The 12,438-nt window shown below is 59.9% G+C and carries 10 protein-coding genes and 2 pseudogenes; 8 read left to right on the forward strand and 4 right to left on the reverse strand.

Features of this window, described 5'->3' with window-relative positions; genetic code table 11:
* The first annotated feature begins 1 nt into the window (after position 1).
* The 8 genes and pseudogenes from CO667_RS29035 to CO667_RS29065 all read left to right on the forward strand — a co-directional run bounded on the left by CO667_RS29035 (position 2) and on the right by CO667_RS29065 (position 8,442).
* On the forward strand, positions 2 to 883 hold the full coding sequence (locus tag CO667_RS29035) for a carbohydrate ABC transporter permease (RefSeq protein ID WP_097544750.1): 882 nt from the start codon (positions 2 to 4) through the stop codon (positions 881 to 883).
* 70 nt (positions 884 to 953) lie between these two features.
* Positions 954 to 2,453, forward strand: coding sequence for an extracellular solute-binding protein (locus CO667_RS29040; RefSeq protein WP_097621689.1), 1,500 nt, complete (start codon positions 954 to 956; stop codon positions 2,451 to 2,453).
* 127 nt (positions 2,454 to 2,580) lie between these two features.
* The gene (locus CO667_RS29045; protein ID WP_097621690.1) at positions 2,581 to 3,306 is read left to right on the forward strand and encodes an SDR family oxidoreductase; all 726 of its coding nucleotides are present in this window, start codon (positions 2,581 to 2,583) and stop codon (positions 3,304 to 3,306) included.
* Positions 3,307 to 3,367: 61 nt separating this feature from the next.
* On the forward strand, positions 3,368 to 4,432 hold the full coding sequence (gene ugpC, locus CO667_RS29050; RefSeq protein WP_097621691.1) for a sn-glycerol-3-phosphate ABC transporter ATP-binding protein UgpC: 1,065 nt from the start codon (positions 3,368 to 3,370) through the stop codon (positions 4,430 to 4,432).
* Positions 4,433 to 4,502: 70 nt separating this feature from the next.
* Positions 4,503 to 6,551: a bifunctional aldolase/short-chain dehydrogenase gene (locus CO667_RS29055; RefSeq protein ID WP_097621692.1), complete on the forward strand. Its 2,049-nt coding sequence runs from the start codon at positions 4,503 to 4,505 to the stop codon at positions 6,549 to 6,551.
* Positions 6,552 to 6,595: 44 nt separating this feature from the next.
* Positions 6,596 to 7,636 carry a glycerol-3-phosphate dehydrogenase gene (locus CO667_RS29060; protein ID WP_097621693.1) on the forward strand — a complete coding sequence of 347 codons (1,041 nt, stop codon included), beginning with the start codon at positions 6,596 to 6,598 and terminating at the stop codon, positions 7,634 to 7,636.
* 225 nt (positions 7,637 to 7,861) lie between these two features.
* Positions 7,862 to 7,990: pseudogene (locus CO667_RS36030) on the forward strand (triose-phosphate isomerase); the annotation flags it as partial.
* The gene (locus tag CO667_RS29065; RefSeq protein WP_097621694.1) at positions 7,987 to 8,442 is read left to right on the forward strand and encodes an RpiB/LacA/LacB family sugar-phosphate isomerase; all 456 of its coding nucleotides are present in this window, start codon (positions 7,987 to 7,989) and stop codon (positions 8,440 to 8,442) included. The pseudogene CO667_RS36030 and the gene CO667_RS29065, both read left to right, overlap by 4 nt.
* A 424-nt stretch (positions 8,443 to 8,866) precedes the next feature.
* Here CO667_RS29065 and CO667_RS29070 read toward each other — a convergent pair whose 3' ends face one another.
* The 4 genes and pseudogenes from CO667_RS29070 to CO667_RS29090 form a co-directional block, all read right to left on the reverse strand.
* Positions 8,867 to 9,868, reverse strand: a complete 1,002-nt coding sequence (locus tag CO667_RS29070) for an NADP-dependent oxidoreductase (RefSeq protein WP_097621695.1) — start codon at positions 9,866 to 9,868, stop codon at positions 8,867 to 8,869.
* A 148-nt stretch (positions 9,869 to 10,016) separates the two neighbouring features.
* Positions 10,017 to 10,598: a TetR/AcrR family transcriptional regulator gene (locus CO667_RS29075; RefSeq protein WP_097621696.1), complete on the reverse strand. Its 582-nt coding sequence runs from the start codon at positions 10,596 to 10,598 to the stop codon at positions 10,017 to 10,019.
* Between the two features lie 421 nt (positions 10,599 to 11,019).
* Entirely contained in the window at positions 11,020 to 12,006 is a 987-nt protein-coding gene (locus tag CO667_RS29080; RefSeq protein WP_097621697.1) for an MDR family oxidoreductase, read from the reverse strand.
* A gap of 153 nt (positions 12,007 to 12,159) precedes the next feature.
* A pseudogene (locus CO667_RS29090) lies at positions 12,160 to 12,438 on the reverse strand (short-chain dehydrogenase/reductase); the annotation flags it as partial.

Below are 12,438 nucleotides of genomic sequence, written 5' to 3' on the forward strand. Positions count from 1 at the left end.
CATGCACCAGAGTGCTGGCACACGAACATTGCGCACGATCGCCGGTTGGCTGGTCGTTGGAGCCTTCTTCTTCCCGATCTACTTCTGGACGTCCGTTGCTTTTCGCGACGCCAAGGACATTTTCAACTGGCCGCCAAAGTTTTTTGCCTTTGAACCGACACTCAGGAATTTCGAGCAGGTGTTCGGGGTTTCGCTCGGCTTCGGTTTCGGGACGCAGGAGACAGTCAATCCCGGCGGTGGCAATTTCTACATGGCGCCTCGACTTTGGGACTCGATAGTCGTCGCGTCGATGTCGACCGTGCTCGCCATCATCGTCGCAACGCTCGCCTCCTATTCGCTGTCGCGCATGAATTTTCGCGGCCGGCACGAGTTCGTCAACTGGGTGTTGTCGACCCGCATGATGCCGCCGGTCGCCGTCGCCATCCCGATGTTCTTCATCTTCAAGCAGTTCAGCCTGCTCGACACCTATATCGGCGTCATCCTGATCCACGGCCTGATGAACCTGCCGCTGGCGGTGCTGCTCTTGAAGAGTTTCTTCGACGATATCCCGGCCGAGATCGACGAGAGCGCCCTGCTGGACGGCGCGTCGCGCTGGACGATCTTCCGGCGTATCGTCCTGCCGATGGCCAAGGGCGGCATCGCCGCGACGGCGGTTCTCTGTTTCATCTTCAGCTGGACGGAATTCCTGTTCGTGCTGACGCTGACGCAGACCGGCCTGAAGACCGTACCGGTGGTGTCGTCGACCTTCGTGACATCAATTGGAACGGCCTGGGGCAACATGGCGGCGCTGGGTGCAGCGGCCATCGTGCCGGCCTTCATCGTGATCCTGCTGGTCCAGCGCCATCTCGTGCGCGGCCTGACGATGGGGTCGCTGAAACAGTAATTCGGCGCGGAGGGCGCCTGAATATCCGGCCGGCAATTCTGTCGTCCGTTTAAAAGTGGAGGATAAGAGGATGAAGGACAGTATCAGAAAGATGCATCTCGCATCGATCACCGACAGGTTCGTCAAGGGTGAGATGGGCCGCCGCAATTTCCTGATGGCCGCCGGAAAGCTGGGGCTGGGGGCAGGTGCGCTTGGCATGGGCATGGGCCGCCGGCCCTTCGGCGGGTTCGCGCAGGCCAATGCACAAGAGGCACTGCAGCCTTCGCCGGAAGTAATCAAGTGGCTTAAGGACGTCGGCAAGCCGTTCGCCGGCACCACCCTGAAACTCGCCACGGAATCGACACCCCCGTCAAACGCCATCAACTCGCAGCTGAAGAAGTATTTCGAGGAAGCGACCGGCATCAAGGTCGAGATCGAGGTCTTGCCGCTGGAGCAGGTTCTGCAGAAGCTGACGCTCGACGTCGCTTCGAATCTCGGTACGTATGATCTCTATTATATCGACCAGAGCTGGGCGGCGAGTTTCAGCCAGGATGTATTCGATCCGCGCGAACAATACTCCGCCAAGGCGGATCTCGCCATGCCGAACTACAATATCGACGACTTCCTGCCGGCGCTGGTTGACGGCATCGCCAAATACAAAGACCGCTGGGTCGGCGTTCCCTACGATATCCCCATCTTCATCATGATCTATCGCAAGGATATCTACGAGAAGCTCGGCCTTAAGGCACCGGCGACGCTTGAGGAGTTGTACACCAACTCCAAGACCATCACCGAGGAAATGGGGCCGAAAGTCTACGGCACCACCGGCCAGATGAAATCCGGCCATTACAGCCTGGAATGCGACTGGACTGCATGGCTTTGGGGTCATGGTGGCTCGATTTTCGGACCGGACGGGAAGTTTACCGGTAACGACGAAAAGGGCGTTGCGGCGCTGGAATACTGGAAGAAGCTCAAGGCAACCATGCCTCCGGGCGTCGATGGCTGGACCTGGGACGGTCAAGGCCAGTCGGTGGCCCAGGGTGTCGCGGCGTCGATGCTGTCATGGGGCGAATTCTTCCCCTATTTCGACGATCCGACTCAGACCAAGGTTTCGGGCCTTTGCGAAGCTGCGGTGCCGCCACAGCCGATTGCGCTTCGCACCGTCAAGGAAACCGGTTACGGCGAAATTCCCGGCGTCGGTCATCAGGGCGGGTCGTCGCTTGCCGTCTCGCACAACTCGAAGAGCCCTGATGCAGCCTGGGTGTTTATGCAGTGGGCGACCTGCGCCGATACGCAGGCCCTGATCACAACGCTCGGTGGCGGCACGGGTCCGACCCGCGCCAGCGTCTATGACGATCCGCGCGTTCTCGCCAATGCCCGTGTCGGTGCCGGCACCACCCGCCACCTGCCAATCGTGCGCGAGACGATTGCGAAATACATGGGCTCCGAACCGGATCTGCCGGAATGGGCGCAGTTGTCCAGCGACACGATCCCCGTCGCGTTGGGCAAGTATTTCGCCGGCAGCTACGGCTCGGCGAAGGAAGCCCTCGACGACATCGCTGCCCAGGTTGGCACAGTGATGAAGGGTTGATTGGACGGGCGGCGGTTTTCCGCCGTCTGCCGAACAAGCGGTCCCCGGAGTTGCGAGACCATCTGGCCCTCTTCCAGTGGTGTTTGCATCCCGGGGATCGACAGAAACAAGTGCGGGAAGCTGAAACATGGCAGACAAGCCGCTGATTGCAATTACAGGCGCGAGTTCCGGTATCGGCGAGTCGACGGCACGGGCTTTTTCGGCCGCCGGCCACCCGGTGCTGCTGATGGCGCGCCGTCTCGATCGCCTGGAGGCGCTGAGGCTGCCGAACGCCGTGCTGAAACAGGTCGATGTCCGTGACCGTGCAGCACTGGCCGCAGCCGTTGCCGACGCCGAAAGTCAATATGGCCCGGTGGACATGATGTTCGCCAATGCCGGTATCGCCCGTCTGGGCGATATCGCCAAGCAGCCGCCGGAAGAATGGGATGAGATGATCGACATCAACACCAAGGGCGTGATGAATTCCGTCCATGCGGTGATGAACGGCATGATCGCTCGCCGTCACGGCACGCTGATGATGATGAGTTCGATCGCCGGCCGCAAGGTCTATCCGGATCATACCGTCTACTGCGGCACCAAGTACTTCGTCCATGCGGTCTCGGAAAGCTTCCGCGAGTATCTGGCGCCGCACGATGTGCGCGTCATCGTTCTCTCGCCTGGGATCATCGACACCGAGGTGCTCGACCACGTGAAGGACGAGACGACACTCGCCAATTACCGGGCCAACAAGGAGGCGATCGGTGGCGGAATTTCGGCCGATATCGTCGCGGAGTTGATCCTCAATGCCTACAATCTGCCGCAGAAGGCGATCGTTCAGGAAATCGTCATCACCCCGACCCGGCAGAAATACTGACTGCGCCGCCGGCCATCCGGCGTTGCTGAACAACGAAATTGAAAGACGAGTGGAGCAGTTCATGGCAACCGTGGAATATCAGAGCATCGGCAAATCTTTCGGTGCGTTCAACATCATGCGGGATATCTCGTTTCTGATTGAGGATCACCAATTCGTCGTGCTGCTCGGGCCGTCTGGCTGCGGCAAGACCACGCTCCTTCGCATGACCGCCGGCCTGGAAACGGTCACCGAGGGGGATCTGCTGATCTCCGGCCGCCGCGTCAACGATGTGCATCCCCGCGATCGCGATATCGCCATGGTGTTTCAGAACTATGCGCTCTATCCGACCATGAAGGTCTACGAGAACATTGCCTTCAGCCTGGAGGTGGCAAAACAGCCGCCGGCCGAGATCAAGAGGCGTGTCGAACACGCCGCAGAGATCCTCAATCTGACGCCCTATCTACAGCGCTACCCAAAAGAGCTTTCGGGCGGCCAGCGCCAGCGCGTCGCCATGGGGCGAGCAATGGTGCGCGAAGCGGCGGTGTTCCTGTTCGACGAACCGCTCTCCAATCTCGATGCCAAGCTGCGTGCGCACATGCGCACCGAAATCCGTCAGTTGCACAATCGCCTGAAGACGACAACGATCTATGTGACCCATGATCAGATCGAGGCAATGACGATGGCCGACAAGATCGTCGTCATGCGAGCCGGCAAGATCGAGCAGATGGGGACGCCGGACGATGTCTATGACAGGCCCGCGAGCAAGTATGTCGCCGATTTCATCGGTTCATCGGCGATCAATTTTCTGACGGGCGTCGTTGTTGCCGATCAGGGAGCGCCAGCTGCGGAAACTAAGGCCGGCCTTATCCGGCTCGAACCGTCCCTAAAGGTGTCGACCGGCCAGCGGGTGATCTGCGGCGTCCGCCCGACCGATGTCATGGTCGATCCGCAGGGGTCGATTGTCGCCCGGTCGCTGCTGATCGAGCGCATGGGGCATGAAGCGCAGCTCTGCTGCGAGGGGCCGGAAGGCCAGTTTCTGGCAATCGTCGACAAGTCGACGCATTTCGACGAACGGACGGATGTCCGGTTCTCGATCGCGCCCGAAAAGGTGCACGTCTTCGACGCCGGAACGGAAAACCGGGTCTGACGCTCCGGCCATTGGATATTCAATTTTTGCAGCCCGGTTCGCGAGGACGCGGGAAAGAGAGGAAATAGCGATGAAATCGAGATGGAACGACAGTGAGCTTGCATCCATGGTCGCGTCTTATGTCGACAAGGGCGTCAACCGCGATCTGGCGATCCGGACGTATACGACACGCCTGCTCGGCCAGGATCCGGAACTGGTGCTGCATGGCGGCGGCAACACGTCGGTCAAGACGATGTTGACCGATCGGGACGGTACTTCGGTGGATGTGCTTTGCGTCAAGGGTAGCGGTTGGGATATGGGCACAATCGAGCCACAGGGCCTGCCGGCGGTTCGGCTGGAGCCTCTTAAGGCCATGGTCGGTTTCGACGAGTTGAGCGACGACGAGATGGTGATGCTGCAGCGGCGGCTGCTGATGGATCCTAATGCACCCAACCCCTCCGTCGAAGCCATCCTGCATGCATTGTTGCCATTCAAGCATATCGACCACACCCATGCCAATGCGATCGTCTCCCTGACGAACCAGCCGCATGGCGAAGATCTCATCCGCGACTTGTTCCCAAAATCGATCATCGTGCCCTACGTCATGCCAGGCTTCATCCTCGCCAAGGCGTGCGATGCGGCCTTCCGCGCCAATCCCGGTGGCGACGGCATGATCCTTCTTAAGCATGGTATTTTCACCTGGTCCGACGATCCGCGCGCAGCCTATGAGGACATGATCGACAAGATCGATCAGGCTGAACGGAGGTTGGCCAAGGGCCGGCCCAAACCCTTTACGCCCGTCGAACTGCCCGTGGAGATGGCCACGGCGGCGGAGATCGCGCCGATCCTGCGCGGTGCCATCGCCATCGACACCGGCGTGGAAGGGGCACCGAAGCGTCTTGTCCTCGAACACCGGACCAGTGAAAAGGTGCTCGACTTCTGCAACGCCGAGACGGTGTCAAGCCTCGTCAGGCGGGGTAATGCGACACCCGAGCACGTCATCCATATCAAGCGCTTCGGCATCGCCCTGCCTGCCCCCGTCCCAGGGAATCTGGGCGAATGGGCCGACCTGGTCCTTGACGCAGTCGCGGCCTATCAAGCCGAGTACCGCGCTTATTTCGAGCGCAACAATGCCCGCGTCGGCGGAGATAAGACGATGCTCGATCCGATGCCGCGCGTGTTCTACGTTGCGGGGGTTGGCCTGTTTGCGGCCGGCGCGACGCACAAGAACGCGCTGGTCGGCGCCGATGTGGCCGAAGCGACGATCGAGGTGATCACCAAGGCTGAGGGTATTGAATCCTTCGAAGCGCTGTCGGAAGCGGATTTGTTCGATATCGAATACTGGTCGCTGGAGCAGGTCAAACTGACCAAGCAGGTGGAAAAGCCGCTGACCCGGCAGGTAGCGGTGGTGACGGGGGCGGCCGGCGGGCTTGGTCTGGCCATCGCCGAAGCGCTTCGTTCGGAGGGCGCCGAGGTTGCGCTAATCGATATTTCCGAGGACGCTGTAGCGCGCCAGGCCAAGCGTTTGGGCGGGCTGGGCGTCGCCTGCGACGTCACCAATCACGCCGCCGTGGATGCCGCCATCGCCAAGGTGGCGGGCTATTTCGGCGGGCTGGACATCCTGATCTCCAATGCTGGAGCGGCGTTTCAGGGGCGGCTGGTCGATGTTCCGGAAGAAACCTTCAGGAAGGCATTCGAGCTGAATTTCTGGGGCCATCATTATATCGCCCGTGCGGCGGTGAAGGTGATGGAAAAGCAGAAGACCGGCGGCGCGATCGTCTTCAACGTGTCGAAACAGGCCGTCAATCCAGGGGCGGACTTCGGCCCCTACGGCACGTCGAAGGCGGCGCTGATGGCGCTGATGCGTCAATACGCGATCGAGCACGGCGCATCCGGCATCACATCCAATGCCGTCAATGCCGACAGGATCAGAACCGGACTGATGACGGACGAGATGGTCGCGGAGAGAAGTCGGGCGCGCGGCCTGACACCGGAGGCCTATATGCGTGGCAACCTCGTCGGTCGCGAGGTGACGGGTGCCGACGTAGCGGCGGCCTTCGTGCATCTCGCCAAGGCACGGGCCAGCACCGGCGCCGTTCTGACAGTCGATGGCGGCAATGTCGCCGCCATGATGCGATAGCGGCGGCGCTTCCCGTTTGAAACCACGCCAGGAGGAGAACAACTGTGGCAAAAATCGTCGTACTCGGTGCCGGTGTGATGGGTACAGCCCTGTGCGTGCCTGCTGGCGAGAACAACCACACGGTGTTGCTCGTTGGTACGCCACTTGACGGCGACGTCGTAACTGCTTTGCGGCTACCGGGTGGGGTTCATCCGAAACTTGACCACGCGCTACCTAGCAACGTGGAGGCAATCCTTTGCGACGGGCTACAGGCTCACCACCTCCGCGAGGCCGATTTCATCATTGTTGGGGTGAGCAGCCCCGGCATCGCCTGGGTGACCGGCATCCTTAACCAGCTTATGACGGTGCCTCGTCCGGTGGCCTTTGTGACAAAGGGGCTTGATGCGGCGGGTTCGAGCGTTTCGACCTATGCCCATACGCTTCCCTCCCGTATTCCCATGATGAGCGCCTTCATCGGAATCGGTGGACCATGTATTGCCCGCGAACTCGCCAACCGTCTGCCGACGGCCAGCATTTACGCTTGCCAGGACATTTCAATGGCCGAACGGTTCGCCGCAAACATGGAAACGGACTATTACCGTCTATCGGTGACTACAGATGTCACGGGCGTCGAAGCCTGCGCCGCACTCAAGAATTTCTTTGCGATCGGTGTCAGCGCCATGCAGACGCGATATCCCGATCAAAAACGTGCGGACGGTCAGTCAAAAAACCCCACCGCGGCAGCCTTCACCCAGGCCAGCCTGGAAATGGCGAGGCTCTGCGAGAAACTGGGCGGCGATGCCGCCACAGCATTCGGGCTTGCCGGTCTCGGCGATCTACATGTCACTGTCGGCGGAGGACGCAATAGCCGCCTCGGCCATGGGCTTGGAACCGGGCGCAGCGTCCTTGATGTGTTGTCCAACGAGTTGTTCGGTGAAACGGTGGAAGGCGTGGATACTGCGCGGGCTCTGGCGACGTTGGCGCTGGAAAAACCCGGCACCAAGGATGAAGCGGCCCCTTATTTTCCTCTTGCGTCTGCCATTCTGGACGCCGTTCTTCAGGAGAAACCCTTTTCGTTGGATTTTTCGTGCCTTGTTGTTCGGTAGCCACCTGCTTGATTTGGTAAGGAAAAGCTTTTCCGGAGGACAAACGATCGTTTCCGTCAGGCGTCGGGGAGGCGAGATGTAGCAAAGGCGATCGCCGACGCGCTTCTTACTGCGCTGTAACGGGTTATCGCTTTGCGGCAGCCATTAGTGCTTCCGCGAGAGAGTAGCTTTGTTCAAGACCAAAGTGGCGGAAAGACTGGGGATGACCATTGGTCGATCTTGGGAAACTGCGAAGAACTGGTTTCGAGCCTGCATACCGACGGGTTCATCATCGGCCATTCGGCTGGGGTAGTCGAAAGCTACCTCGACATCATCTCGAAATACGCCGCCAAATTCTCAGGAGAGAGACAATGAAGCTTGCCATTGCAGGAGACAGCGCCGGCGAAAGCCTAGCCAAAGTTCTGGCCGACTATCTGAAGGATCGCTTTGAGGTGCACGAAGTCTCGCGCGTGAACGAATGCGCCGATCCCTTCTACGCCAACCTCTCCGACCGCGTCGCTTCGAGCGTCTTAAATGGAACCTTTGACAAGGCGATCCTCGTCTGCGGCACCGGCATTGGCGTCTGCATTTCGGCGAACAAGGTCCCCGGCATCCGCGCTGCGCTGACGCACGACACTTATTCCGCCGAGCGGGCAGCCCTTTCCAACAACGCCCAAATCATCACCATGGGTGCCCGCGTCATCGGGATCGGGCTCGCAAAGTCGATCGCCGACGCATTCCTGGCCCAGAGCTTCGACGAGAAAGGCCCGTCGGCCGGGAACGTCGATGCGGTAGACGCGCTGGATGCAAAGTATAATGCGCGGTAACTAGCGGAGGGGGACGTCGGCCTACAGGGAGGGTACACCTCCTGACCATACGATCCTTCCCAGCGCCGAGCTGCTCGCCGTTGGCACGGTGGACACAGGAAGAGTTGACACGACGGCGCTTGACCTTCGTACGGTTGCTAAAACCGGACGTAGGAACCGGTTCAGTCTTTTAGGGTCTGGCGGCTGGGAGATGGAAATAATTTGTGTTGATCCATTTGATGCCCACATTCGATTGCCAACCCGGGGAAGATCACGGCGACGGCACTTATGGTCATTGAGTACGCGGGATAGAAGGGATGAATTGCTCTGCGTGAGAGGCTCCGGCCATTCTATCAAATACGATGAGGTCGCCCGACGAAGACATTCACCCGCCACACGCCCTCAAAAACACCTAACTTCGTCTGACGAATGCCACTTACCGAACTTATTCCACTTTGATCACGACCTTTCCCTTCGCACGACCCGTCTCGACATAGGCCAAAGCCTCGGGCGTCTGGTTGAAGGGGAATATCTTGTCCACGACGGGGCGCAATGCGGCGCTATCGATCAACTCGGCGATCTGCTCAAGTCGCCGACCATCGGCGCGCATGAACAGGAAGGAATACCGAACGCCACGGCTCTTCGCCTTCTTGCGCACGCTTCGGCTCAACAACTGGACGACAAGCTTCAAGAGCGCGTTCAGACCAAGATCCTTGGCGAACGCCGGATCCGGCGGGCCAGAAATCGATACGAGATGGCCGCCGGGCTTCAGGATGTTCAGGGATTTCGCAAGCGTCTTCGAATTCTGGCTGTTCAGCACGACATCGTAGCCGGAGAGAATTTTTTCGAAGTCCTGGCTCGTGTAGTCGATCACCACATCCGCGCCGAGGCTTTTGACCAGGGCAGCGTTCTTTGCACTCGCGGTCGTCGCGACCATCGCGCCCAGATGCTTGGCGAGCTGGATCGCGATCGTGCCGACGCCGCCCGAACCGGCCTGAATGAAGACCTTCTGGCCGGGCTTCACCTTGGCGACATCAACAAGCGCCTGCCACGCCGTCAGCGCGACCAGCGGGATGGACGATGCGTCTTCCATCGTCAGCGTGCCGGGTTTCAGCGCGACATCGTCCTGGTGGATGGCGATGAATTCCGCGAATGTGCCGACGCGGTGATCCCTCGGCCGGGCATAGACCTCGTCACCGACCTTGAAGCGGCTGACACCAGAGCCGACCTTGATGATTGTTCCTGCAACGTCGTGTCCAAGCACGAAGGGCGGACGGTAAGGCAGGAAGATCTTGAAAGCGCCGTCCCTGAGCTTGGAATCAAGCGGGTTGACGGATGTGGCATGGACGCGCACGAGGACGTCGGCGTTCTGAACCTGCGGATCCGGCAGTTCGGCAAGGCGCAGCGCGCCCTTCTTCTTGTACTTGTCGACGACATAGGCTTTCACTGAAAATCTCCGGTCTGTTGGTTCGTTGCTGGCAAGGTTTTGATGCGCCGCGCGGCGGCAAAGTTCAGGTTTTGTCGGAGGCAATGACGCCAAGCGTGACCCCGTCCGAACACTTATGGAGCGCGCGCTCTTGTATGGATTTTCAAGCTCAAGAGGCCGGTGAATGCGTAAGACCCGCCAAGGCGCGTAAGGCGTTCTTTCCAGCCTGCAGAATGCGGCCCGACACTTCATTATTGACCGCCCGTGCCAGCTGGAGCGTCCCGATCAGTGTCGCAAAAAATGCGTAAGCCACGTCCTCTCTCGCTTCGACATCGGCTGGAAGCGCTTCGGCAAGCAGGAGCACAAGGATGCGGGACTGTTCGGTATACATGCCGCGCGTCTCCTCCGGCTGCCGCGCGAGTTCCGGCAGCAGAGCTGCGGAGGCACAGCCCAGTCCCGGATTGTCCCGGTGTTCTGGCGAAAGGTAGAAGTCAATCACGCCGTCGAGCCCCCCTTCGTCCAACATCGCGCGCAGCCATACTGCTTGCTTGCTCAGGGCATCAGACAACGTTTCCCGGACGAGATCGGCTTTCGAGGGAAAGTGGGGATAGAATGCACCATTCGTCAGACCGGCATCCTTCATGATAGTCGCAAGACCTGAGCCGGCAATTCCATCCGAGCGGAACCGCTCGACAGCGACATCCATGATCCTACGGCGTGACGTGTCTTTTCGACCCTTTTCATATCGCATGAGGCGCCTTTCAAATCTCCATTAAATTACGACCATAATATCATGCGGTGAGCATTGTGCAATTTCGCTCTGGATCTGAAAACTGAGACCTTCACCTGCGGAAAAAACATGAACGCCGTCAGAACTGCAATCGTGACCGGCGAACCCCTCCACGATAACGTGGGGCAAGTCCACTTTGGCATCACATTTCGTAGCAACGCCGTGACCGCCGCACGCCTGAACATAGTACGTCCTCCTTCTGTTGGTCGGGCTCGATGCCGTTGTGATCGAAAACGGTGCGGACATAGGCCTGCTCGATCACAGCAGCACAGATCTTAAAGCCCGGGCCTCATCATAGAGCGTTTCCCAACAACGCTCGATCGCATGCATGGCGGCGGAGTAGTCATTTCGGGAAAACGAAGTCCGGTTTTCCGTGACAACCCTAAAGATTGACATCGACGACCGTGCGGCCCTGAACGTGCCCGCCCAGAATGCTCTCGGCGACGCCAGGGACCTGCGCCAGACCGATGACTGTCGTCGTGCGCGCGAGCTTTGCGAGATCCAGATCGCGGGCGAGACGTGCCCAGGCTTCCAGACGCACCACCTGCGGGGCATTGACCGAGTCGATGCCGGCAAGGGTGATGTTGCGCAGGATGAACGGAAGCACCGTGGCGGGAAGGTCACGGCCCTGGGCAAGGCCGCAGCTGGTCACGACACCACGATACTTCGTCTGTGCCAGGACATTTGCTAGCGTATGACTGCCGACGCTGTCGATTGCGCCGGCCCAGCGTTCGGCCGCAACGGGGGCTCCTGGTTCCGACAATGTGTTCCGATCTATGATCTCTGCGGCTCCGAGCTCCCGCAGATAGGCTGTTTCTTCAAGACGGCCCGTGGAGGCGATGACGCGGTATCCGAGCCCCGAGAGCAGTGCAATGGCGATCGATCCGACGCCGCCATTGGCTCCAGTCACGAGGATGTCGCCCCTATCGGGCGTAATCCCGCCATGTTCGAGTGCCAGCACAGACAGCATGGCCGTGTAGCCAGCAGTTCCGATGGCCATGGCATCCTTCGTGGAAAGCGATTCGGAGAGCTTGACGAGCCAATCGCCGTTCAACCGGGCCTTCTGCGCATATCCGCCGTAATGGGTCTGACTCAGCCCCCAGCCATTGGCAACCACCCGGTCGCCAACCTTGAAATCAGGATGGGAGGAGGCTTCCACCGTTCCGGCGAGGTCGATGCCGGGAACGAGCGGAAGGGTCTGGATCACCGGGAGCCGTCCGGTTACGGCCATCCCGTCCTTGTAGTTCACGGTTGAGTAATCCACGGCGACCGTCACGTCGCCGTCCATCAGGTCGGCCTCGGTTAGGTCTACGATCGCTGTGGAGAGCGTATCGCCATGTTTGGAGGCGAGTAAAGCTTTGAACGTCATTGTTTCTTCCTGTTAAATTGAGAAGTGTAGATGCAGATTATCCAGCGACGCGATAGCGTTCGGCGGCATGCTGCTGGCGGGTGTTGGGAAGCATGGCCTGCCGGGCCGCCTGATGCGCATCCCCCTGCGTTGCGTCGGCAAGCGGCGGGATAGTCAGGCCGGGAGGCGGAACTGCTGGCGCAAGGCCTTGTCGAACAACGTCGCAGGCATGAGACGCCGCAGGAGGCTGATCTGCCACGCGACCTTGCCGACGGTGTAACGTTGCCGATGGCGCTTGGCCGTGGCCGCCAAAAGCACTGCGCCCGCCACGTCCTCGGGCGTATCAGCCGTTAGCTTCGACTTCTCGTAAAAGTCGTGCACCCAGGCACGCCCCGCGTCATACTCCTTCATCTTGGAATCCGGTTCCAGCGAGCTGTGGTCGAAACTGCCTTG

Source organism: Rhizobium sp. L43 (assembly GCF_002531725.1).
Classification (GTDB): domain Bacteria; phylum Pseudomonadota; class Alphaproteobacteria; order Rhizobiales; family Rhizobiaceae; genus Rhizobium.

Bases quoted from the DNA above. Each gene is read 5' to 3' on its own strand.
- CO667_RS29035 (WP_097544750.1), top strand. From the start codon at position 2: ATGCACCAGAGTGCTGGCACACGAACATTGCGCACGATCGCCGGTTGG.
- CO667_RS29040 (WP_097621689.1), top strand. From the start codon at position 954: ATGAAGGACAGTATCAGAAAGATGCATCTCGCATCGATCACCGACAGG.
- CO667_RS29045 (WP_097621690.1), top strand. From the start codon at position 2,581: ATGGCAGACAAGCCGCTGATTGCAATTACAGGCGCGAGTTCCGGTATC.
- ugpC (WP_097621691.1), top strand. From the start codon at position 3,368: ATGGCAACCGTGGAATATCAGAGCATCGGCAAATCTTTCGGTGCGTTC.
- CO667_RS29055 (WP_097621692.1), top strand. From the start codon at position 4,503: ATGAAATCGAGATGGAACGACAGTGAGCTTGCATCCATGGTCGCGTCT.
- CO667_RS29065 (WP_097621694.1), top strand. From the start codon at position 7,987: ATGAAGCTTGCCATTGCAGGAGACAGCGCCGGCGAAAGCCTAGCCAAA.
- CO667_RS29075 (WP_097621696.1), bottom strand. From the start codon at position 10,598: ATGCGATATGAAAAGGGTCGAAAAGACACGTCACGCCGTAGGATCATG.
- CO667_RS29080 (WP_097621697.1), bottom strand. From the start codon at position 12,006: ATGACGTTCAAAGCTTTACTCGCCTCCAAACATGGCGATACGCTCTCC.